This window comes from Janthinobacterium sp. NKUCC06_STL (assembly GCF_019345455.1).
Lineage (GTDB): Bacteria > Pseudomonadota > Gammaproteobacteria > Burkholderiales > Burkholderiaceae_D > Janthinobacterium > Janthinobacterium rivuli.
Genome location: NZ_JAHKQY010000010.1, coordinates 219,258 through 239,093, shown reverse-complemented (window position 1 = coordinate 239,093; position 19,836 = coordinate 219,258). Strand labels below are relative to the sequence as shown.

Annotated in this window: 28 protein-coding genes and 1 pseudogene; 3 read left to right on the top strand and 26 right to left on the bottom strand. The window is 54.0% G+C overall.

Translation table 11 applies throughout. From position 1 onward, the window contains the following. The 23 genes from KO539_RS25225 to KO539_RS25115 form a co-directional block, all read right to left on the bottom strand. Positions 1-1,772: tetratricopeptide repeat protein (locus tag KO539_RS25225; protein ID WP_219312621.1), on the bottom strand; the 1,772-nt coding region annotated here is incomplete at its 3' end. 1,699 nt (positions 1,773-3,471) lie between these two features. Then, the gene (locus tag KO539_RS25220) at positions 3,472-3,654 is read right to left on the bottom strand and encodes a hypothetical protein (protein ID WP_219312619.1); all 183 of its coding nucleotides are present in this window, start codon (positions 3,652-3,654) and stop codon (positions 3,472-3,474) included. Positions 3,655-3,951: 297 nt separating this feature from the next. Next, positions 3,952-4,146 carry a hypothetical protein gene (locus KO539_RS25215; protein ID WP_219312618.1) on the bottom strand — a complete coding sequence of 65 codons (195 nt, stop codon included), beginning with the start codon at positions 4,144-4,146 and terminating at the stop codon, positions 3,952-3,954. An 88-nt stretch (positions 4,147-4,234) separates the two neighbouring features. After that, positions 4,235-4,504: an ASCH domain-containing protein gene (locus KO539_RS25210; protein WP_219312616.1), complete on the bottom strand. Its 270-nt coding sequence runs from the start codon at positions 4,502-4,504 to the stop codon at positions 4,235-4,237. Then, positions 4,497-4,700: a hypothetical protein gene (locus KO539_RS25205; protein WP_219312614.1), complete on the bottom strand. Its 204-nt coding sequence runs from the start codon at positions 4,698-4,700 to the stop codon at positions 4,497-4,499. The genes KO539_RS25210 and KO539_RS25205 overlap by 8 nt, the downstream gene beginning before the upstream one ends. A gap of 59 nt (positions 4,701-4,759) precedes the next feature. Continuing rightward, entirely contained in the window at positions 4,760-5,224 is a 465-nt protein-coding gene (locus KO539_RS25200; RefSeq protein ID WP_219312612.1) for a hypothetical protein, read from the bottom strand. Positions 5,225-5,281: 57 nt separating this feature from the next. Continuing rightward, positions 5,282-5,497 carry a hypothetical protein gene (locus KO539_RS25195; RefSeq protein ID WP_219312610.1) on the bottom strand — a complete coding sequence of 72 codons (216 nt, stop codon included), beginning with the start codon at positions 5,495-5,497 and terminating at the stop codon, positions 5,282-5,284. A 66-nt stretch (positions 5,498-5,563) separates the two neighbouring features. Next, positions 5,564-5,896 carry a hypothetical protein gene (locus tag KO539_RS25190; RefSeq protein ID WP_219312608.1) on the bottom strand — a complete coding sequence of 111 codons (333 nt, stop codon included), beginning with the start codon at positions 5,894-5,896 and terminating at the stop codon, positions 5,564-5,566. A 116-nt stretch (positions 5,897-6,012) separates the two neighbouring features. Beyond that, a complete protein-coding gene (locus KO539_RS25185; protein ID WP_219312606.1) occupies positions 6,013-6,327 on the bottom strand; it encodes a hypothetical protein in 315 nt (104 codons plus the stop codon). A 220-nt stretch (positions 6,328-6,547) separates the two neighbouring features. Continuing rightward, positions 6,548-8,107, bottom strand: a complete 1,560-nt coding sequence (locus KO539_RS25180; protein ID WP_219312604.1) for a hypothetical protein — start codon at positions 8,105-8,107, stop codon at positions 6,548-6,550. A gap of 16 nt (positions 8,108-8,123) precedes the next feature. Continuing rightward, entirely contained in the window at positions 8,124-8,303 is a 180-nt protein-coding gene (locus tag KO539_RS25175; RefSeq protein ID WP_219312602.1) for a hypothetical protein, read from the bottom strand. A 13-nt stretch (positions 8,304-8,316) separates the two neighbouring features. Beyond that, entirely contained in the window at positions 8,317-8,835 is a 519-nt protein-coding gene (locus tag KO539_RS25170) for a hypothetical protein (protein WP_219312600.1), read from the bottom strand. A gap of 20 nt (positions 8,836-8,855) precedes the next feature. Beyond that, positions 8,856-9,377: a hypothetical protein gene (locus KO539_RS25165; protein WP_219312585.1), complete on the bottom strand. Its 522-nt coding sequence runs from the start codon at positions 9,375-9,377 to the stop codon at positions 8,856-8,858. A 431-nt stretch (positions 9,378-9,808) separates the two neighbouring features. Continuing rightward, positions 9,809-10,093 carry a hypothetical protein gene (locus KO539_RS25160; RefSeq protein ID WP_219118457.1) on the bottom strand — a complete coding sequence of 95 codons (285 nt, stop codon included), beginning with the start codon at positions 10,091-10,093 and terminating at the stop codon, positions 9,809-9,811. A 9-nt stretch (positions 10,094-10,102) separates the two neighbouring features. Then, on the bottom strand, positions 10,103-10,297 hold the full coding sequence (locus tag KO539_RS25155) for a hypothetical protein (protein ID WP_219312583.1): 195 nt from the start codon (positions 10,295-10,297) through the stop codon (positions 10,103-10,105). A 112-nt stretch (positions 10,298-10,409) separates the two neighbouring features. After that, positions 10,410-10,742, bottom strand: a complete 333-nt coding sequence (locus tag KO539_RS25150) for a hypothetical protein (RefSeq protein WP_219312581.1) — start codon at positions 10,740-10,742, stop codon at positions 10,410-10,412. A gap of 41 nt (positions 10,743-10,783) precedes the next feature. Continuing rightward, positions 10,784-11,050 (bottom strand): hypothetical protein, encoded by a 267-nt coding sequence (locus tag KO539_RS25145; protein ID WP_219312579.1) that lies wholly within the window; start codon positions 11,048-11,050, stop codon positions 10,784-10,786. A gap of 11 nt (positions 11,051-11,061) precedes the next feature. Continuing rightward, entirely contained in the window at positions 11,062-11,334 is a 273-nt protein-coding gene (locus tag KO539_RS25140) for a hypothetical protein (RefSeq protein WP_219312577.1), read from the bottom strand. Between the two features lie 205 nt (positions 11,335-11,539). After that, positions 11,540-11,719 carry a hypothetical protein gene (locus KO539_RS25135; RefSeq protein ID WP_219312575.1) on the bottom strand — a complete coding sequence of 60 codons (180 nt, stop codon included), beginning with the start codon at positions 11,717-11,719 and terminating at the stop codon, positions 11,540-11,542. Positions 11,720-11,726: 7 nt separating this feature from the next. Further along, complete coding sequence (locus KO539_RS25130; RefSeq protein WP_219312573.1) at positions 11,727-11,984, bottom strand: hypothetical protein; 258 nt, start codon at positions 11,982-11,984, stop codon at positions 11,727-11,729. A 15-nt stretch (positions 11,985-11,999) separates the two neighbouring features. Next, on the bottom strand, positions 12,000-12,281 hold the full coding sequence (locus KO539_RS25125) for a hypothetical protein (protein WP_219312571.1): 282 nt from the start codon (positions 12,279-12,281) through the stop codon (positions 12,000-12,002). Between the two features lie 597 nt (positions 12,282-12,878). Next, positions 12,879-13,187 carry a hypothetical protein gene (locus KO539_RS25120; RefSeq protein ID WP_219312569.1) on the bottom strand — a complete coding sequence of 103 codons (309 nt, stop codon included), beginning with the start codon at positions 13,185-13,187 and terminating at the stop codon, positions 12,879-12,881. Positions 13,188-13,204: 17 nt separating this feature from the next. Further along, positions 13,205-13,426: a hypothetical protein gene (locus tag KO539_RS25115; RefSeq protein ID WP_219312567.1), complete on the bottom strand. Its 222-nt coding sequence runs from the start codon at positions 13,424-13,426 to the stop codon at positions 13,205-13,207. 181 nt (positions 13,427-13,607) lie between these two features. Here KO539_RS25115 and KO539_RS25110 point away from each other — a divergent pair, with 181 nt between their 5' ends. Together KO539_RS25110 and KO539_RS25105 are read left to right on the top strand one after the other, a co-directional pair. After that, entirely contained in the window at positions 13,608-15,317 is a 1,710-nt protein-coding gene (locus KO539_RS25110) for a TnsD family Tn7-like transposition protein (RefSeq protein ID WP_219312565.1), read from the top strand. A 495-nt stretch (positions 15,318-15,812) separates the two neighbouring features. Further along, a pseudogene (locus tag KO539_RS25105) lies at positions 15,813-16,199 on the top strand (ATP-binding protein); the annotation flags it as partial. A gap of 27 nt (positions 16,200-16,226) precedes the next feature. On the opposite strand, the gene KO539_RS25100 reads toward KO539_RS25105, so the two are convergent. Next, a complete protein-coding gene (locus KO539_RS25100; protein ID WP_219312563.1) occupies positions 16,227-16,769 on the bottom strand; it encodes a fimbrial protein in 543 nt (180 codons plus the stop codon). A gap of 800 nt (positions 16,770-17,569) precedes the next feature. Here KO539_RS25100 and aqpZ point away from each other — a divergent pair. Continuing rightward, positions 17,570-18,259, top strand: coding sequence for an aquaporin Z (aqpZ, locus tag KO539_RS25095; RefSeq protein WP_219312562.1), 690 nt, complete (start codon positions 17,570-17,572; stop codon positions 18,257-18,259). A 144-nt stretch (positions 18,260-18,403) separates the two neighbouring features. On the opposite strand, the gene KO539_RS25090 is transcribed toward aqpZ, so the two are convergent. Both KO539_RS25090 and KO539_RS25085 read right to left on the bottom strand, forming a co-directional pair. Continuing rightward, the gene (locus KO539_RS25090) at positions 18,404-18,631 is read right to left on the bottom strand and encodes a hypothetical protein (protein WP_219312559.1); all 228 of its coding nucleotides are present in this window, start codon (positions 18,629-18,631) and stop codon (positions 18,404-18,406) included. A 383-nt stretch (positions 18,632-19,014) separates the two neighbouring features. Beyond that, positions 19,015-19,791, bottom strand: coding sequence for an SDR family oxidoreductase (locus tag KO539_RS25085; protein ID WP_219312558.1), 777 nt, complete (start codon positions 19,789-19,791; stop codon positions 19,015-19,017). Positions 19,792-19,836: the final 45 nt, after the last annotated feature.

Below are 19,836 nucleotides of genomic sequence, written 5' to 3'. Positions count from 1 at the left end.
CAGACCGCCAGGTCGTGCTGCAACCCGCTGTTGCCGGGATCGGCCGCCGCCAGCTTTTGCGCAATCGCCAGCGCGACTTGGTAACTGCCTAGCGCAGCCTTGCTGTCGCCCAGCGCACTTTGCATGCCGCCGATTTTGCTGTGGATTGCCAACAGGTCGCGCTGCCACCCGCTGTTGCTGGGATCGGCCGCCGTCAGCTTTTGCGCAATCGCCAGCGCGGTTTGGTAACTGTCCAGCGCGGCCTTGCTGTCGCCCACCGCACTTTGCATGTCGCCGATTTTGTTGTGGCTGATCGACAAATCGCGCTGCCACCCGCTGTTGCCAGGATCGACCGCCGCTAGCTTTTGCACAATCGCCAGCGCGGCCTGGTAACTGCCTAGCGCAGCCTTGCTGTCGCCCTGCGCTCTCTGCAAGTTGCCCATATTGCTGTGGCTGGCCGCCAAGTCGCGCTGCCACCCGCTGTTGCCGGGATCGGCCGCTGCCAGCTTTTGCGCAATCGTCAGCGCGGTTTGGTAACTGTCCAGCGCGGCTTTGATGTCGCGCTGCACAATATGCATGCCGCCGATATTGCTGTGTTTGACCAACAGGTCGCGCTGCCTCTCGCTGTTGCCGGGATCGGTCGCCGCCAGCTTTTGCGCAATCGCCAGCGCGGCCTGGTAACTGCCCATCGCAGCCTTGCTGTCGCCCTGCTCACTTTGCATGTAGCCGATATTGCTGTGGCTGACCGACAAATCGCGCTGCCTTTCGCTGTTGCCGGGATCGGCCGCTGCCAGCTTTTGCGCAATCGTCAGCGCGGTTTGGTAACTTCCCAGCGCGGCCTTGCTGTCGCCCAATACACTTTGTGTGGCGCCGATTTTTTCGAGGCTGATCGACAGTTCGCGCTGCCACCTGCTGTTACCGGGATCGACCGCCGCCAGTTTTTGCACAATCGCCAACATAGCCTGATAACTCTTGAAAGCGGCGCCAGTGTCGCCTTGCAACTGTTGCAGAATGCCCATTCTTTCATGCGCCGCCGCCAAATTGTCCAGCCAATCCGCATCCCCCGGCTTGACCGCAAGCTTTACCTGTGCCTGCGCCATCATCCTGCGGAAATACCCCATCGCCCGGTCGCTTTTCCCCACCCTCAGTGCCCATTCCCCCGCATCCCACAGCGCATAAAAGTCATCAGGCTCCAGCTTGATCATTTTTTCCAATGCCTCCAAGGCCAGCACAATATCCTTGGTTTCCAACAGCGCCGCCTGTTGCCGATACAGCTTGGCGGCCAACTTGCGTGAAGCTGCTAATTGATTGACGGCTTCATCCGACTGCTTTTCCGCCCGCTCCGCCGCCTGCCCCAATAGCACAATCGCCTTGCCCGCATCGCCAGCGGCCAAGGCGGCGGCGGCGTTCTTTTCCAAATCGGTCGCATCGCTGCGCGCCCCGGTCGATGCAACCGCCCGCACTGCCTCCGACAACACTTCCACCGTCCGCTTCAAACTTTCCATTTCCGTCGCCACCCGCCCAAGCTGCCGACCGTTTCGCGCCGTCACGTCATCCTGTTCTTTATCGTTCTTCGCCTGGGTGATCCTTATCTGGCCCAACAACTTTTGCACCGTCGCCGCCGTCGTCATATCGCAATGCACATTCGCCGTCACCACCGCACGCCCGTCCGCATTGATCGCCACCGCGCACGTCCCGTTCGCCTGCGCACTTTGCGTTTCGGCGCCAATCACAGGTTCCGTTAAGGCTAGCGCGCCGTACAGCAACAGCGCGCGCTGCCCTTGCAGCCTCATTTTTGTATCTCGCGAGGTTGCGGCACATGCACCAGCGCCGACCCGGCGCCGTTGGCGGCCACCCCGCCCGTAGTTGCGCTGGCAGTTTGGTTCACAGCGGGCGCTGAAACGGTAGCCGGTGCCGGGTTCGGCTTGGCGCCAGGCGGTTGCGCGCCAATGGCAACCGTGCTGCTCCCACTCCCGTTAGCCGCGGTCGCACCGTCGCTAGCGGTTGCGGTCTGTGTGGCGACGGGCGCAGATTGCGCCGTTGGTGGGCTGGGACTGTATTTATTCCACGCAAACCCGATGCCAGCGCCCAAGGCCAACAGCACCGCCAAGTTGGCGGGCGTGCTGACCCATGCCCATACTTTGCCAATAAACGTTGCAAATGCCCCCATGCTTGCCTCCAAAATCCTTGTTTTCCCAGTCGCCTTCTATTTGCATCTATCGGAAAACATGCCTTCACTTTGGCACGAAACGCCACCCAGTGTTTAATTATTTCACACACCACCAGTTAGGGCCCGATGCCTACCTTGTTGTGAATCATAGTGACTGCATTCACAGTTGTCACGTAACGCCGTGGCGATTATTAGTCGGGAAAATGAGATCCACGGAGCAATGTTATTGCCCAGGTGACATAGGTAGTACGACTGCGTGTTTAAGTGCCTTGGCGGCCCTCTACGCAGGCTGTGTGACCATCGGCGTGTGAAACCACCCTTCTCCCTGTAGACTCTTTTTGCTGAGTTTCCGCAGTAAGCGACTTTTGCAGCGAGGCTGGCACACCAGCCCGGTTGAGCGGTTGGCCCGGCGCGGGGTTTGCGACGGGCCGAGCGTGATTTATCCGGGTCTTAGCGTCCCCGTAGGGGATGGCCGTAAGGCCAGGGCGGCCGGGCCGGGGGTATCGGACCGGCTGGGCCGCTTAGACCGAGCGTATCCGTGTCGCTTGCATTTCGGTTTTCTTGGTGTTTTTTTTCGCCGCAGAGCGGCGCTGTTGTTGTAGTGGCTGTTGGGGGTCGTCCAGCCCGCTTGCGTGCGTTCTTGCCTCCCATCCGTAAGGATGGGGGCCTAAATGTACTACCCCGCGCTCCAAGCTTTTAAGACTAAAGAAGGTTAAAGGGAAGACTAAAAAGACTAGGGGTAAAATATTTGCCTGCAAACCCTTGCATATCAACAACTTGCGTAGTTTAACCGTAAGCTAAACCTACCATCGTCACTCGATTTTAAGCGTTTGATGGCTGCTGAAAATTGCTGATTTCCGGGTGAGGCGTTGGCCGATTTTCCAACTGTAAGCTATACCTACCGCAATTTTTCTTACCCGTAAGCTAAACCTACCGGCATTTCCGTCTACTGTAAGCTAAACCTACCGAGTCGCCTGTGGATAACTCCACGAAAATCCACAGAAAAATGAACCGTCAGCTATACCTACTGCGTTCCGTAGGCTAAACCTACTGCAATTCTGGGGGAACTGTAAGCCAAACCTACCTACCCATGCGACCGTAAGCTAAACCTACCGCCTCGGCCGCCGCCCATATTAGCCGGTGCCGCGTTGGGTGTTGATGTCTGGAGGGTCGCACCTGTAATCATAACCTACCGTACCAAGGCGGCGAAGCGCGTCAATGCCACTGCGATCGGCGAAGCTTACCGGATCGCTATTCACGCGGCGGTGGGGGCAAGCGGTGGATGCGACGTCAATAGCGGCGAGCCGCTCGACTGGACGTTATTAGGCACCTTTGATAACGATGACTCTGCTGAAGGTGGCCGGACCTACAAACACGACTTTGCCCTGCTGCCAACGGTCGACCACGTCGACGACGGCCTCGGCGTCTTCTGCGCCTGCGTACACGTCCAGCCACTGCGCGGCGAAGTACATATAATCGACCGAAGGAGTTAGTTTCGCGCTCATGCGTTTTCCTCGATCAATTTCTTGCTGGAGGCGTGAACCCACGAGGTGCTGTAGCAATTGCCCCGCATATCGAACAACGCCATCCCAAAGTATCCCATCCTGTGTCCGCATCTGGATGAGACTCCCATTGATGGTCCATTTTATCTCCACACGTAAAACCGCTATGATGCAAAATTACCCGGATTAAGTTCACGTTATTCTCCAAAATCGTTTACACCGTTTTTGCCGCTACGAGGCGGCCTTTCAGGTCGCCGGCTACCGGCCGGCACTATGCCTCCAGCTGGCGCGAGTCTCCAATCAAATGTCGGTATACTGCTTGAGAGACTTCTCGACCGCTTTGATCGCCTTGTTGAGCTCTTTCATCTGTGCTGACCCCATCGACGCTCCGTTTTTCAACTTCATTTCGTTAAGCTTTTTCAACGATTGTTCTTGAAGTTTTTTGGCTTCGATCATCTGAGCCTTGATGGCGTACAAGTGCGATTTTTCCATCATGGATTTTCCGTTTAGTTGAAGGTCGTTTGATCGTGGTCAAACAACGGCTTGCCGCGACGCTTTGCTTCCATGCGAATGAGACTGCCTATCAGTCTACTCGTATGGAACAGACCTCAATCGTATCTGGCCCAAAGTGAGGGTGCGTAATCATTTGAACCTCAAAGCCGCGCCACGGCCGCTCGATGATCTTGTCCACGTCGCCGCCGCGCGGATAGCCGCACTTGATGAACACCCGGTCGAACTGCCGATCCTCCAACCGCTTCCACCAAATAAATTTGGAGCGGTCCTCAAACAACTTGGTCCCGTCCCGAATCTGTTCGAAGTAAATGCCCTTGAGATTGAGATGCAAATCAGCCACGGCTAATTTCCTTGCGCCAGGCTCGCTCAATCGCCCAAATCAATTCGTTGAGATCTGGCCCGAGGGTCACTACCCTTGCTTCACTACCGAGATCAATAAGGTATTCCCGATTGTCACCCTTGATAGAAAAATATATATCACTGCCTGACTTCCGGTAACTTACTTTGCTTCCGTCGAGGTTGCTATTAGTAGCCATGTCTTTTCCTTGCCGGCGCCGGCCGGTGCGGGGCGCCCTGGACGCCGGCAAATTCTTAGTCAAAGGCCAAGGATGACCGCCGCGCACGTGCAGCGGCAACCCTTTTTGCCCCCAGGGAGGGGCTTTCCAGACTTAAGATAGGCTGAAATCTTGTATTTCTTCCCGTCCAGCTTGCTGTGATCTACGCCATTGCAAGGTAGCTCAACGCCGCTGTGCATCCACTTGAACTCAGTTGCCCCGATCTCCAGCATGCGTAGCAGTTTCAGCCTTGCCCGCTCTCCCTCATTGATAACAGCAATGATCTCTGGCTTTCGACCGGCCACACGGGCGTCACCTTGCTCATCGATCGCCACCGTATCTCCTGGTCGAGCACCGATGGCGTCTATCTTCTTGCCGAGGGCGGACTTTCGCCCAGCTCCCGACATGAAGAAATTGATCTCACTTCCGCCATTGACGGGCAGTTCAGGTTCGCCTCGGTGGCGTCGGCCGAAAAGGCGATTAAGTACCAAAATTATTTTGCTCACAATTTCCCGTGGTATTAAATCGGTGACGATGATGCGCCACCTGGTCGAAGATCTACCTTACAGGTCATCTGGTTGTTTCAATAGAACGCCAGTAGACGTTTCCCAATGGCCTGGCGTATCGTCGAACAAGTCCGTTCCATCTTCAAGCAGATATTCAACTATGCCGCTTGGAACTTTCCCACGGTTGACACGAATGGCTGAGCTTTCCCATTCCTCAACCGTGTAAATGTTTCCGTCATCGCCTTTGATGGCCCAGCTGCGCAATACAGTCATATCACTCCTTCATTGAATCGCTAGCGGCCGGCTAGCGGCGGGTGCTCACAGAGCGCTGTTTTCCGTTCAATCAACCGGGATTGCCGGGGCCAGTCCCAATGCCGCACGGCGGTGATTAGCATCGTCAAGAATTCTTTGGAACTCACTTGGACGGTCCGCGCTTACCGCGATCCCGCCATTTGCACTAATCACCCTGACTGACTTGTCTCGCGAAAGAAAACCGCTCACTTGGTGCAGAACGTCCAACAGCGGACTTGTGCTTTTCTCACCGCATAAGCGATCCCACTCCGTCGGGTTCACGTAAAGGTTCCCTTCTTCGATGTAAACAGGAGACGTATTAACAGGAACCTGTGTGAATGTGATCGCATCATCGGAAGGATCTTGATTTGGTTTGCTCATTTTCTAACCCGCTCGGGGCGGCCTTTAAAACGGGCGGCACTATGCCTACCCTCTCAATGCTGAAGCCAGCTCAAGGCTGGCGATGGTGCATGTGGGCGATTTTCCTTTCCGAAGGCTTAGTTTGACGCTTTGATTTCGTCAATAATCTTGTCGAGCTCGCTGGCCACCTTCGACAGATCGCTGTGATTACGGAGAACGGGTTTCAACGCTTTCAGAACCGTCGACACCGTCGTGCCCGCACCGTGATCGGCCTCAAAGGTCTGAAACAGCCATTCAAGCATCACCTGATAGCCATAGTCGCCTCCGCCTGGCGCATTGGTGCCGTCAATGAACGCGGTAATGCCAGCCGAACGGCGGTTGTGGTTCCGCTCTTCATCAACCTCCTGTTGAGTACGCATCTTGGCGAGTACTTCTTTTTGAAATCCACTCATATCTTTATCCGCTCTCAAGGCGGCCTTTCAATCCCCGGCTGCCGGCCGGTACGGTGTGCCAGGCAGCGCGGTATTTTCCGAACCTCCCGCGCTGTTGGTTCAAGAGTATTTCAGGGCTCACCAATGACCTCTTTGACGATGATGGTTTATTCCACTCGCAAACAAAAAGCACTTCGACCGATAGTGGCTACTACTTCGCGACAGTCGGGGCATTGTTATGCTAAGTTTCTATTCGCAGCAGCGAGTAGCCTTTTTCCATGATGCCCTCCATCTCTACCATGGTCATGTTGGGCTGATCGGGTCTGTACGTTCGGCGGTAGAACTCTTCAAACTGAAACTCCATGGGTGTCTGTCCGATCCATTGCTTGAATTCATCAATGCAAAGAACGAGCAAGTCGGTGTAATGAGCAAGTGGCTCAGGCATTCGACTCACAACTATGTAGTCCCAATCGCCACTCACCTTGTAGCTGGATGTTTCACTCCTGAGGTGCGCGATCCGCCTTTTCACCTTTTTTTCCCAATCCCGGGTGGTTGTCACGTGGTCGTCGATGTCATTCGGGGAGCAAAAGTAGACCGCAAGCGGAAGAGCGTGGTTTTTGCCTTCCACCAGTAAGGTATGGTTTGTTGACGCATTGAACAGCACCAGGTCGATGTCCCCAATCTCACTCTTGCCTTGCTTCAGGTCTACTTCTCTGGCCACCTCGACATAACCATTCGACTTTGCATTCTCGGCGACCTGGTCAAGGAACTTGGCGGAGGCCGCTGCCTTGTAGGCATGCTTTGATCCTGAGCTCTCAAGCAAGGTGAATCGAAGGTTGTCGACGATGCTGTCGAAACACAGGTCTGAACTCAGTACAGCGAAACCGCGGCCAATCAGAAAGGGTCTTCGCGTCAGATAGTGAAAACGCAGTTCGTCACCTTGCAAGCTTCCTGGCTCGAAAGACTGAGAACGCAAGTATTTCACAAAGCTGGCACTTAGAGAGGAATCGAGTTCACGGTCCGAGAAGTACATGGCGCCAGCCATTGCGACAAAGGTATTCACTTGGTCGACGTCGAAGTGGCCCGTATTTTGGGGATCAATTCGGTCAAGAGCAGCTTGAACCTTGGTCTCGAACATCGACTTCAGCTGGATCCAGCCCGCGCAGTAGCTATCCAGGGAGAGACCGAACGTCTCCGCAAACTGCTCCTCTAGCCCCGCAACTTCCTGCCGCACTACGGCGACAAGCTCTGGAATGGACTTGAAGCCTTCCTTACCGCGGCTGGTGAAGCATTCGATTCTCAGACCGTACCAAAGGTAGATTGCCCGCTTCGGGTCGATCCTTTCGAGATCCATGTCAAGAACGGCATCTTGGTCGCGCTCACCTTCGACCCTAAGGTTCGCAATATGCAGGAGCTTATCCATTTCAAAGTTCGCGTTGATGTGACGCGCATGCCGCATCAACTCTTCGAGCAAGTCGTTGTCATACTGCTCGTTCGAATAGCTCAAAACGGACACACTGGCCCATGAACCATGCTTCGCCACTAACCCAATCGCATACTTTACCGCTTCATCGCTTAGATGGAGTTCAGCGAGCCGCGCCTTCGTGAGCTTTCCCTGCAAGCTCGGATCCATCGCATACATGCGTGACAGACGAAGCAGATAGCATAGCCGCAGCAATTCCCATATTCCGCAGGCAGCTGCGAGCCTCTCAGCACGGAATATTTCTTTCTTCAGCTCCAAATGCAGCTTAGCTAGGGCTCTTCGTCGATGATCTTCGCCTACCAGTTCGTTATCGTCCATTCGGCTCAATTCCTTGTTAGTTGAGTTGCGTCACTAGGGCGCGAGCCGGAACGTGCATGCGCTTACCTGCGCTGGCGCCGCCCGTGCGCTCTACTTCCCACATTGCCTGGGTACGATATGGCGTTGTCGGTGCAATGGCGCGAACCTCGTTGCCTGATTTCGTGAAAATGTAGGTTTTACCTACCTCGATGGTCATGATGCGATTTCCTTTAGAAAGTTTGATCTTGCAGCATCAGTGCGAGTTTTTCGTTTGCACTTTTTGCCAATTCAGCGTCTGAGTCAATCTCATCCCTAAACCACACTACGGCTGTAAGAAGGGAGGTCACCAGGTCGCTAATGTCGACGTGGTGCCAGCCGTCAGGGAGAGTTGGCACGACAGGACGGCCGTACGTATAGGCTATTCGGCTATCTGCGGTGCCATTTTTTAAGCTACGCGACTCAGCAGTTGCGGTGTGAAGCAGCCCACACCGGGCTCCCCACAAATCGCCCGCAGTAACCCCCTCCAGCCCGCTGTTGTGATGGGCAAGCATGTACTTATCTACCCACGCAATGAAGTCAGTGCCTTTTGCTTCACCAGTTCCGCTAATCGATAGCCACGCCATTTGGTCTATGGTTGTGTAGACCAGCATCAACGCTGGTAGTCGGTACCCGTTTTGTAAAAGGCAAACAGCAGCCTCCTGCATTTTGAAGGCATGTGCAATTACTGGCGGCAGTGGCGGGTTGGTCATCGTTTTCCTTGAGACTTCGATCAAATTTTTATAGGTGCGAGCGATGACACTGTCGATTCGCGTAGCAAAACGTAATGGACGCCGTTATCGCACATCCCTGAGTGGCAATTTGCAGGCATATGACCATAGATCATCCAGATGCCAATAGCACCTAACCGGAAGTTGCGTTGATTCAACGTCATGACGTCGCGAACAGAGTCGAGCGCATCCCACGCTTTGGTAGTCTGCGGTGGCATTTGCTTCCCGGCTTCCCGTAACAGAAATTGAATCCGTAACCTGGCCTCATAACTCTGATCGGCAATCGTCGTTTCAAGGTTGATGGTGTAGCGTGGGTCCGCATCGACTTCAACCCTATAGATTGCACCGCCTGGCCTGTAGTAACAGCGAGCAACTTCATGTTCCTGCGTCAGATAAATGCCGCGCCCAAAGATAGGATTGGACGCGCAGCGCCGGTATTCAAATTGCGTAAACAGTTCGCTGCTCCCGTGATAGAACTGTCGAGGGAAATCACAGATGCTGTGCATGCTATTGGTCGGAGTCACGCTATCGATTTCCTATTCAGTGTTCGTCGTCGCTCGGTGCAGCTTCCATGATTTGCTAATACGCTGGCCTCTGTCGAGCAACATCACGCACTGATGGATTGCTGCGGCCCATTTCGCAAGTGGAAAGATCCAAGGTATCCGACTGTCGGCCGGAGCATGGACTGTTAGCGCCCCATAGACCACCAATCCCAGAATAAGCACTTGCACCCAACTTAGAAGCAATGCATGGATGACTCTATGCCGTCCCCGAACGATCCAGCGATAGAGTTGAATCCAGCGAACTGGCTTTCTTAGACCTCGACGCTTTTTGGTGAATAACTTAGCCCATTGCTCTCGAATTTTTGTTAGAGGTCGCACAAATACTTTACCTTGTTGAGCCGGCGAGCCGGCCGGAGCGGTGGCGCGTTGCTACGCCGGTATTTTCATCGATCTTATGGCGCTGGTTTCAAGAGTTCAAAAAGCAGCGGCGCCTGAGTACGCTCAGCGGCAAAGTCAAAATTGTCGAGCAGTGCATTGACGCCGTCCTGGGTATCAAATGCAGTGCGTAGATGCGACGCAGGGATAACGACACGGCCATTACCTGCCAGCACCTGTCGAGCCAAACTCGGTCCGATTACGCCACACGGTACGGACAGGGGTCCATCAATTCGGCTGAGCAGTTCGAGATTGGCATGTGGCCTTGGCGTTACGATAACCATGAGTTTTTTATTAGACATGTCGGTTTCCTATCCCTGTACTGGTGGCATCGAGCCAAGCATTTCGACGCGGTCAAACTCGATCCCGGCTTCAAGCACCTGATGTTCTACATCGTCCTTCGACGTGCAGCCAGCCACCCGGCCGTCCTCAACATCGCCACGAAGAATTCGGCCAGCCCATTGACCGCTTGCCGCCTTCCATATTTGCAAAATGACTTCCTTCATGATGTAGCTCTCTTCCGTTCAATCTTGGTTTCATCGCTGGCCAGCATCACAATGGTCTTCTCATTGCACCAGGCCGCGTCGTGAGCGGACGTAGGTGCTGTTGGACGTTTTCCTAGACCTTCGTGGCAGGAAGACGGTCGTACTTCACTGCACCGTTTGAAAGCAGCGTGAACACAATATCGGATTGGATAAAAATGTCCGCTGTCACGCCGTTGTAAATCGAATCGCACAACCATGCTGCCATTGCTGCATTAGCAGCATGCATCTCGATTTCAGTCGTCGGTTTTTTCGCTTTTGCGGCCGCGATCAGCTCTTCGGCGAAGAAGGGAACCGCACCTTCAGTCCAAACCCGTCCGCGCTTACGCGCCCCGGCTTCTCTCGACTCGGCCATAATCGTCAAGCGCAACGCGTCGACTTCCGTCTCTCCTACCAACTTAGTTTGCATGGTCTCATCCATACGATAGACACTTATCAACATACTATTCCCTATTGTTCATCAAGTACTTCAAGCGCCTCTTCACCAGCAAGCGTTGGCATCAATTCAAATTGCGACTCCCAGAGGTTCCCGCTATCGCGTACAAACAGAAAACCAGCGGTCTCCAGATCCTTCGCGGCTTTAGAGAGCTGCTTGCGCTTTACACCAGTCGCTTCGACCGCTTCAGCCAGAAGCTTGCGAGCAGGCGATCCGAGCCTCACTAGAATTACTGCCGATTCCCGTGCTTGCTCCATCGACTCATGGGCGATCAGCATCATCTGGGTATTCCTTAGTATCTATCAACTTCCACTCCACCACGTCGGGCCTTTTTGCGTGCCCCCAGTACAACAATGCCATTCGAACCCGCTGTCCATCCTAGACACATCAAGCCGGTCGTGGCCACAGCCTCAGAGGCGTCAAGTTTCCATATCGCCGTCACCAGCCCCATTACGGCGCTGATCACCAGCACTCCAACGCCTGATTGTGCAGCTACTGCACCCGCCCCGGCTTTGTACCAGGCTTCACGCTCACGGATGAACTGGGGATCCATTTCAGTCATCATTCAGCTCCAGTGTCCTTTTACAATCAACCCGACGATAGCAATTGCGCTTCCCACCAACCACTTCCATTCTTTAGCGCAGAACTTTGCACAGGATCGTATCAGACGTGCTGACCAATGCGCCAGCTGATAAGGTTCACCTAAGTAGTTATAAAATGAGGTGGGCTTTTCATCTCCCCACCATTTTCGGAACCTGTTCATCCTTCTCCTATTCTGCCTTGAGTGCAGCTTGGAGCAGCTTGTGCATGTCGGATTCAGCGATGCTCAGCTTCAACCGGCGAGCTTCCGCCAACGCTGCATTTACCATTACCAACGTGACGTTGTATTGCACTTCGGTTTCCCCGCCCGCACCAACTTCCAGCTGCACCATTCCTAAATCAATCTTCATCTTTTCCCTAGTGAACTGCGGCCGGATATTCAAAGTCTACTTCCGGGGTAAATTCGTACCGCGTCGGATCGCCTTCAAAGACCACGTAGCCCTCAATGCCGCGCTCACGCATACCCTGCACTGCGCGGCGGGTATTCACGACCGCGAACTGATCCAACTGGCCCTGGTCAACCTTGACGCCACCAGTCGATACGCCTTCACCCTCGATCAACAGCGCCATGTCGTCCTTCGATCCGACCTTGCGGCCATAGATTTTATTCTTCATCTTTTCCTTGGTCGATCACTTCATCACGGCAGCAAGAAACGCTTCTGGAGAATCGGGCCACTTAAGCCCATCGCGCTCAGCCGCTTGCCGAAGCGTTGTTTGTCCTGTCGCGCCACAGAGGTTTGCTACCTCTTTAAATTTGACCCACGCAGCGACAGGGACGACAGTATCACCGTCCATTTTGTACACTGCCAGGAAGCCTTGAGGCATCCGGTGCAGTTTGAAGCCGCGTAGACTGGCGGCTACAAACAGTGGCGTTTCGGAAGGATGAAGCTCGATTTCTTCGTTATAGGACATGGGAATTTTCCGGTATCAAATCAGTTCGTCGGCCGGATCAGTTGCCCGGAGTTTTTCCAGCACCTGCTGGTAGTTTGGATGCAGATCCGGCCAACCGGTTCCAGGGCGCAGGGCAGATGCGTCCAAACGGCCCATAGCGACCGCCAGGCGCACGCCAGGATGTCGATGGCCCACGGTTGCCTCCAGCCCGCACATGCAACCTCGGCGCCATCCTTGGACTGGTGGCAGGCGAACATGCTCGCACCGAAGTCTGGTCCCATGTTGCGGGTATCCGGACAGCAGTTCGCCAGGCCTTCCGCCAAACTTAAATCAAAGTGCGGGATGTCTGTCGCGTCCCGGTTGACGCGCCAGGGGCACGATGGGCAAGGCTTAGCGAGAGTGGTCAGCGTACAAGACGACATAGCGATTTCCTTTAACTAATATGCGTTACAGCGCATTGCACGGGTCATTATTTTTTTTGAAGAGGTGAACCGCTCAACCGTTTTCCAGTGTGTTCCAACTTTTTCTAATTTTGAACGCCGCAATCGAAAGGATTGGTAAAGCGCACGGCGCATCTGGCGGATGGAAAAACTTTCACCGCTTTTTTCCGATCTGTATTCAGTGTTTTCGTGCCACAGCAATTCCACGGACCACCAGGTCATTTTTCCACAGCCCGAAGTGACATACCAGCTTGTAGCAGACACGAACGATCAGCAACACGAATTTTGACTGATAGCCTCCGTACTCAGGGGATTGATACATCCGCGAAAATTTGGATTCGCGTACACCAAACCCAAGTTGCCCAGTCAAACGACCAGCAATCAACAGACTCAAGTAGGCTGCGAGTACCCACATCGTGACGATGTGTCCGGTCAAATAGCAGGTGGCAGCGAAGACCGCGACAAGAGCGAGATAAAAATTGCGCATAATTATTTTCCTTTGTCTTACCAGTTCAGTGCATCCTGCGCTACTTTACCGATTACGACGCAAAAACCTTGGCTGGCTTTCCAGTAGTAGAAGTACGGCCCATAGTCCGGCAACAGATGCGGCACCCAAATTTTCACGACATCGATATCGTTCGTCGGCTTATAGTCCAGCATTGCCAGCGCTGCCGCCGCCAGGTCATAGAGGCTCGTTTTCGTTTCCAGAACCTGAGTTGTCGACACATAAAAAAGTTTGACACAACTTGCCTATACAAATCAATGATTTACGAAAAATTCGTAAAAACGATTTTAGAAAAAAGTTTGACACAAACAAACTGGATTTTAAACGACATCGAAATCTTGCAATAAAAAAGTTTGACACAATATCCAAGAGCCCCCCTCTGTCTGTACCACACCGCCCTCGATGCCTGCAAAACTCCTTTTCTTTCCACCTGCGTTCCCTGACGAAACCCTCACTTCGAGGGTCTCACGCTACCATCTAATGTCAGGCAATAGAACTGACCAGTCCACATTTATCGAACTTTTCGGTAGAGCGGGTTTTGGGTTAGGGGCAGTAGTGCCGCCGCATATTAAGGAACTGGCATTACGCCTGCCAGGAGAGCTTGACACCAATGTAGCCACCATCCTCAGGCAGAGCACCTTGCTTCCGGCATTTCGCCCGTTTTTAGGGAGATCAAGCAAATCTCCCTCGCCCCTCAGCGATGAGGGTGAAGAGTGCGCAGGAATCAGCCACCTGCCCAGGCACGTGGTCGGCATGAGCGGAGAGGCGAAACTATGCCTGAGCTGCGCCAAGGATGATGAGATGTTGCATGGCGCAGGGTATTGGCACCGATCACATCAGATCCCAGGAGTGACTGTATGCTGGAAACACCAAGAGGCACTGATTAGCAGTTGTCCGAATTGCCGATATCCGTTTCAACATGCAAATCGACTACTCTCCGTTCCTTGGGAGTCTTGCTACCAATGTAAGCAGCGTTTGAACAAGACTGGCCAAGGGCAGGCCGTATCGGAATTGGAAGTTACGTATGCGAGCTACGCACAAAATTTACTCCAGGAAAACATAACGTCGGTGCCGCCCGACATTCTCATGAACACCTATCGGGAAAAGATCAGACAACGCGGCTATGTTCGAAAGTCCCTAATCGATCTCAAAAGTTTTCAGGAAGCAATGATTCAAGATCTGGGACATCCATTTATCCGCAAGGTGGATCCCGCTTTTTCGTTGAACCGAACCAGCACCTGGCTGCGCTTATCCTACTTGCAGTCAGCACTGGATCTGCCGATTACCCGTCACCTCCTGATGGGAATGCATCTGTTTGGCACTGCCTCTCATTTTCATGTCGAAGTACAAGCGATGCAAAACTCCGGGCATATTTCACTCCGCAAGAAAGCCACGCAGTCCCACGCCAGCCAGAACATGCTGCGAGATGAATTCAGACATAAAATCACAAAGGAATTGAAGAAAAATCCGGCGCTCAGCATGGAAAAACTTTGGAAGAAGCAAGTACGTACGATGGCATGGTTATTCGAGCACGACAAGACCTGGCTGAACAACACACTGACCTCGGGCGCCAGTAGAGAGGCCGATGGGTTAGCGTCCAAAATAAAGGCCGACGATGCCCTCGATCGTGAAGGTGCACGTCAAGTTGAAGAGATATCACGTAAGCTGTTTGAACAGACAGGTAAACCTCAGCGAGTGACGATCAGCAAGATTCTCACGGCTCTCTCCAAGGCAGTAGCCAGCACAGCAGGCAATCGGGAGCGCTATCCACAGTTGTTTGCCACAATCGACCTGTCCAAGGAAACCGCTTGGTGCTTTAGCGCACGCCGGATATTGTGGGCCTTGGGAGAACTGGATCGTTTCGAGGAGACAATCACGGTAGGCAACATCGTGTTGAGATCTGCTGTCGGAACCCGCGCCGTGGAGGAAATATTGCAATTTTGTGGCTGGGATGGAGAAAAACTCAGCAAGACCACGATCAACCCAAAAATCTTACTGGCGAAAGCAGGCATCACGCGCACCTGGCGTGGCCCGTCCGAAAATAAGTTAGGAGAATTTGCTGGCCGCGGCTACGTGTCAAAAGGCACCCGCCGAAAAAAGTTGGCTATTTAACCCAAACTGCACCATCAGTTGTCCAGGCCAACACCAGCGAAAACAAGACGCAGGCCACAGCACTAATCGGGAAAAGCGTCAGGACCACAGGCGCTCTCGACGCACTAGCGCCTCGTGCGCTTGGATATCAATATGGATTGACAAGCCGATTCAATAGCCGTTCTACCTCCTTGGCCAGGGGAGGTCTCAATCTGGCCATATGCATCAACTGCCACGATGGCGGAAAGCCCTGCAGATACATTTCCCGCGCGGCCCAAGACAGTCGGCGACACTGAAATTGCGCCGTCGTCTCCACGCATTCAGCAAGCGCAACAGCGGTCAGAGGCAACTTGATCAACTGTTTTTCCAGCACCGCGAGCCGGCCCATTTTGCGGCCTATTGCCGATCAACTGACTCGAACCGGCTTTCCCAATGCGTAAAGCTCATGGCTACATTCCCGCACAACGTCGGCCATTTCCTGGTCTCGTCGGCCGGTAAAAGGGACAGCGCAAGGTTGGCCATCACGCCAAACAATGGTGCCTGGTGGACGCCGTTGCTCTTGATGAGCTGCGATATTTGCCATTTCCGCCCTTGAGTGGCGCGCTAAGGTTTCATCTGATCAGCCAGCTTTACGAGAAGACCTCCCTGATCATCACCAGCAAACTGTCGCATAGCGAATGGGGGCAAGTGTTTGGCGACGCCAAGATGCCGGCCGCCTTGCTTAATCGAGTCAAACTTCACTTCGACACCCTGAAGACTGGCAACGAGCTCTCCCATTTCAAACAGCGCAAAGGCCGTGCCCAGAGGGAGGGGAAAAGTGAAAAGTACCGGACGCAGATTGACAGGCAAGGAAACGTGCAAGGACATCCGGATCCGCGCACGAGGCCCGTCTTTCCAATTTGACGTAGGCTTGCTAGCCTGCCCGGTGGATTACAGGTAGCTGATCGAGTAAGTAACGCTGCCGCGCACGGTACCGGCAGTGGCTAAGCCAGTGGAAACGTATTGCACGGCGTAATGCAGATAGGTCGTACCGGAACTTTTTATGACATAGCGTGGTTTGCTAGTTTGTACGATATCACCGGCCTTAATCACGAGACCTTTGTTGGCGATGTCAAGCAATTGCAGTTGAGTCTGTTGGGCTGTGCCGGTATTTTTCAGATTGCCAGTGGACGAGTCAACACCGCTGCCTGCTTCAAAATAGGCAAAAGCTTGGGGGGTTGCACCAGAGCATGCGCTTAACGCAATGTAAAAAGCGGTTTGGCCGGCTGTAGTGCTAGCCGTCCCCAGCTTGACCGCCGATACTTTCGGCAAAGTCACGGTCGCAGCGGCAGAGCCGACGCTACCGTTGACATTGACGGTACAAGTCGAATCGAGCAGTGCGCCGGAGAAATTGATTGCGCCATCGGAAGCGTAGGCAGATTGGGCTAGCACAGCGGACAGCAGAACGCCGAAAATTCGGGCATGGGAAATCATATGAGCAACTCCTGGAAGAATGAAGGAAAATGCGCACCTTAAAGTTCGAAAATGCGGCAATTGTGGCAAGTTTCCACTTTAGCGAGACCAGGATTTTATTCATATAGGATTATTCCTAAATGCACTGCAACATTGATATGCAAGTGCCGTCAGCCAAATCCCACTGAAATAACCCCCTGATTTACCAGCCACAGCCTATGCGTTATTGTTACGGATAGGAATAGGACTAAAAATATGACTAGGAACAAGCAAACAATCGAGGTGGTGACGGTGAACCAGGAGCGCCGCAGGCGCTGGTCTGCCGAGGGAAAGCAGCCCTGGTAGCAGTTGAGCAGCAAGCTACGCTACGGGCATTGCATGAAGACCGGTGCAGGCAAGGTCCGCGTTTGTTATTCGCCATGCTGACACCGGTGAGCATTTTAGGAACACTCTTATTTGTTCCACTTATAAACCTCCATATACTTCCCACATCTAAACGTCGGGATAACTCCATGACCGCCAGCGAGCATATTCCCCCATCCATCACGGTGAGCGAGATCCAGTTCGTTCATCGCAGGGCACCCATCATCAACCCGCACTACATTGTAAGGTGAGCGCAAGCTGCGCAGTAAAGTCGCTGACGTGCCGGTTGCAGTGAAGGCGTCGATCGACACTAGCTGCAAACCCGCGATGGACGGGCTTCTTTCCAACAAAATGGAGGGAGATGCCTGCCGTCACGTCTATTGGAAATCGAAATGACCTTAAGTTGAGTTGCTCGGCCCGGGCACTTTTTTTCGTCACTTTAAATGAAGGAATACATCATGAAACAATATGGCGCCGAGTTTCTCGGCACGTTCTGGCTGGTCCTGGGCGGTTGCGGCAGCGCCGTGCTGGCCGCCGCCTTTCCCGGACTAGGTATCGGCTTTGCCGGCGTGGCGCTGGCGTTTGGCCTGACGGTGCTGACCATGGCCTACGCCATCGGCCACATCTCGGGTTGCCATTTGAATCCTGCCGTGTCGATCGGCCTGTGGGCCGGTGGCCGCTTTCCCGCCAATCAACTGTTGCCATACATCATCGCGCAAGTGCTGGGCGCCATCGTGGCCGGCGGCGTGCTGTACGTGATCGCCAGCGGGCAGGCCGGTTTCGATGTCAGTAAGGGCTTTGCCTCAAACGGCTTCGGCACCCATTCGCCGGGTGGCTATTCGATGCTGTCGGCGCTGGTGATTGAAATCGTGCTGACGATGTTCTTCCTGATCGTCATCCTGGGCGCCACCGACAAGCGCGCCCCGGCCGGTTTTGCCCCGCTGCCGATCGGCCTGGCGCTGACCCTGATCCACCTGATCAGCATTCCCGTGACGAATACCTCCGTCAACCCGGCCCGCAGCACGGGCGTGGCCCTGTACGTGGGTGACTGGGCCACCAGCCAGTTGTGGCTGTTCTGGCTGGCGCCGATTATCGGCGCCTTGCTGGGCGCGCTGGCCTACCGCTTGATTGCTGGCAAAAAAGTGTAATTTGAAGCGCCACGAGTTTCCTCGACACCCGTGAGCGCTTCTAAATACCTACGCTCGAACTCAGCTGGCGAAAGCCAGCTATTGGATCCGTGGTGGCGTCCCGGGGCGATGCATTTGGCAGCGTAACCATCAACCAAGTAGGATCTACAACACCTCCAAGTCGTACTTACCTCGCATGAACGACGCGAAGTTGGCGGCGACCAAGGCACCCCAAGGGTAGATTTTATTGTTGATCGTCCAGTCCGAACGCAGGGTGATGAGCAATTGGTCGCGCATGATGAAAGCGGTAGCGTCGTCCGGTTTCGGTAATTTTTTCATGCTGCGTCCATCGCGCAAAAATATCTCGTTGTGATCATGGTCGATCTGACGCACGATGAACTGCCGTTCATAACAACGTTGTGCCGCTTGCGCTCTGCCATCGGCCTGTCGCCAGCGATCTATTTTAACGACAGGATGTCGGTATTAGCAGCGTTAGCTACGGGCGCTTGTGCGTGGACGATACCAGCTGAGGCGAGGCCGAGCAACAAGCTGCCTGCGAGGGTCATACTCCACAGCATGGAAGCGCCATGGCCAATGTCTCTAACTGACACTGCCAGCAATACTGCAGTAGTGTTCTCATACAAGTCATTTGCGCCCATTGAACGCGCTCGTTGGCATTGCAGAAGGCGAGACCAGTAGCGTGCGTAAAAGCATCATCTTTTCCACAACCTCAGCCTCGACCCGCTCCAAAAAAATTTACCTAAGCGCAGTAGCCATCAGTCGTGGTAAGCGATCGATCGGCCGCCATCAATGACAATGGTACTGGCGTTGATAAATGGCGCTTCATCAGACGCCAGAAAAACCGCTGTCATACCGACCTCATCTGGACGACCAATGCGCTTCGGTGGCAGTGCGTCACAAGTAGCTTGCCGTGCTGCAGCGGGATCGGCAAACCTATTCCAGTACTCGATGTTCCGGCGCGTTTCAATGTAGCCTGGTGCAATCGCATTGACGCGCACGCCGCGCGCCGCATACTCTAGCGCCAGTGCCCTGGTCAAGCCGATCACACCGTGCTTCGCGACAGGGTATGGAAAGCATCCCGGGATGATGGAAAAGGACTGAGTAGAAGCCATATTGATAATGCTGCCGCCGCCGCCCTCGAGCATTGCGGGCAACGCAGCTTGGCAACAGTGCCACATGCCATCGAGATCGACTGACATGCACAACTTCCAATCATCCGCTGTCGTTTTCAGCGGGTCCCGGAAAACGTTGATACCTGCGTTGTTAACCAACACGTCGATGCGTCCGAATCGCACCAATGCCGCTGCCACCATTACTCTAACCGATTCGGCTTGGGCCACATCGGTGTGCACAAACAATGATGGGACGCCTTGTGCCGCGAGTTCGCATGCCTTGGCCGCTCCCATTGCTTCGTCCAGCTCAGCAATCACCACACTGGCGCCCTCCCTGGCAAAGCAGTCTGCCACTGCTGCACCAATGCCTTGGCCGCCACCGGTCACGATGCAAATTTTTCCTTGAAGTCGATAAGTCATGTGTTTCCAGTCTCAGTATGTGAGAAATACACCTTGTTCCCTGGA

Coding starts and splice junctions, on each gene's coding strand:
- KO539_RS25110 (WP_219312565.1), top strand. CDS start 13,608: ATGCCTGCAAAACTCCTTTTCTTTCCACCTGCGTTCCCTGACGAAACC.
- KO539_RS25180 (WP_219312604.1), bottom strand. CDS start 8,107: ATGGACGATAACGAACTGGTAGGCGAAGATCATCGACGAAGAGCCCTA.
- KO539_RS25185 (WP_219312606.1), bottom strand. CDS start 6,327: ATGAGTGGATTTCAAAAAGAAGTACTCGCCAAGATGCGTACTCAACAG.
- KO539_RS25150 (WP_219312581.1), bottom strand. CDS start 10,742: ATGCAAACTAAGTTGGTAGGAGAGACGGAAGTCGACGCGTTGCGCTTG.
- KO539_RS25205 (WP_219312614.1), bottom strand. CDS start 4,700: ATGGCTACTAATAGCAACCTCGACGGAAGCAAAGTAAGTTACCGGAAG.
- KO539_RS25160 (WP_219118457.1), bottom strand. CDS start 10,093: ATGTCTAATAAAAAACTCATGGTTATCGTAACGCCAAGGCCACATGCC.
- KO539_RS25120 (WP_219312569.1), bottom strand. CDS start 13,187: ATGCGCAATTTTTATCTCGCTCTTGTCGCGGTCTTCGCTGCCACCTGC.
- KO539_RS25195 (WP_219312610.1), bottom strand. CDS start 5,497: ATGACTGTATTGCGCAGCTGGGCCATCAAAGGCGATGACGGAAACATT.
- KO539_RS25145 (WP_219312579.1), bottom strand. CDS start 11,050: ATGATGCTGATCGCCCATGAGTCGATGGAGCAAGCACGGGAATCGGCA.
- KO539_RS25215 (WP_219312618.1), bottom strand. CDS start 4,146: ATGATGGAAAAATCGCACTTGTACGCCATCAAGGCTCAGATGATCGAA.
- KO539_RS25175 (WP_219312602.1), bottom strand. CDS start 8,303: ATGACCATCGAGGTAGGTAAAACCTACATTTTCACGAAATCAGGCAAC.
- KO539_RS25130 (WP_219312573.1), bottom strand. CDS start 11,984: ATGAAGAATAAAATCTATGGCCGCAAGGTCGGATCGAAGGACGACATG.
- KO539_RS25100 (WP_219312563.1), bottom strand. CDS start 16,769: ATGATTTCCCATGCCCGAATTTTCGGCGTTCTGCTGTCCGCTGTGCTA.
- KO539_RS25125 (WP_219312571.1), bottom strand. CDS start 12,281: ATGTCCTATAACGAAGAAATCGAGCTTCATCCTTCCGAAACGCCACTG.
- KO539_RS25140 (WP_219312577.1), bottom strand. CDS start 11,334: ATGATGACTGAAATGGATCCCCAGTTCATCCGTGAGCGTGAAGCCTGG.
- KO539_RS25135 (WP_219312575.1), bottom strand. CDS start 11,719: ATGAAGATTGATTTAGGAATGGTGCAGCTGGAAGTTGGTGCGGGCGGG.
- aqpZ (WP_219312562.1), top strand. CDS start 17,570: ATGAAACAATATGGCGCCGAGTTTCTCGGCACGTTCTGGCTGGTCCTG.
- KO539_RS25220 (WP_219312619.1), bottom strand. CDS start 3,654: ATGAGCGCGAAACTAACTCCTTCGGTCGATTATATGTACTTCGCCGCG.
- KO539_RS25170 (WP_219312600.1), bottom strand. CDS start 8,835: ATGACCAACCCGCCACTGCCGCCAGTAATTGCACATGCCTTCAAAATG.
- KO539_RS25155 (WP_219312583.1), bottom strand. CDS start 10,297: ATGAAGGAAGTCATTTTGCAAATATGGAAGGCGGCAAGCGGTCAATGG.
- KO539_RS25085 (WP_219312558.1), bottom strand. CDS start 19,791: ATGACTTATCGACTTCAAGGAAAAATTTGCATCGTGACCGGTGGCGGC.
- KO539_RS25190 (WP_219312608.1), bottom strand. CDS start 5,896: ATGAGCAAACCAAATCAAGATCCTTCCGATGATGCGATCACATTCACA.